We start from the raw sequence: 269 nt of genomic DNA, 5'->3' as shown, positions 1-269 counted from the left end.
GAGTCTGCTTTAATGCGTTCCCATTCGGCTTTAGCAACATGCGCTTGTGCGCGTTCAATCTCAAGCGCTGAACTTGCTTGGGCAAGGCCAGCTTCTGCTTCAATTAAATCAGCTTCGTAATCATTTGGATCAATTCGTGCTAAAATGTCGCCTTGCTTTACAAAGGCACCTTCAACAAATTGTCCTGCAACTGAAATAACTTGCCCACTCACCTGAGCAATCAATTCAGTGCGGTCTTTTGGTTGTACAATACCGTACGACTTTACATC

The 269-nt window shown here is 44.6% G+C and carries 1 protein-coding gene; it reads right to left on the bottom strand.

What is annotated here, in order from left to right; genetic code table 11:
• A partial coding sequence (locus SB765_RS30045) for a biotin/lipoyl-binding protein (RefSeq protein WP_410932551.1) occupies positions 1-269 on the bottom strand: 269 nt, incomplete at both ends.

It is taken from the genome of Pseudomonas sp. SIMBA_067 (assembly GCF_046534675.1).
Taxonomy (GTDB): Bacteria; Pseudomonadota; Gammaproteobacteria; order Pseudomonadales; family Pseudomonadaceae; genus Aquipseudomonas; species Aquipseudomonas putida.
Note: the sequence above shows the minus strand (reverse complement) of the source record. Positions and strands in the feature narration are given on the sequence as shown.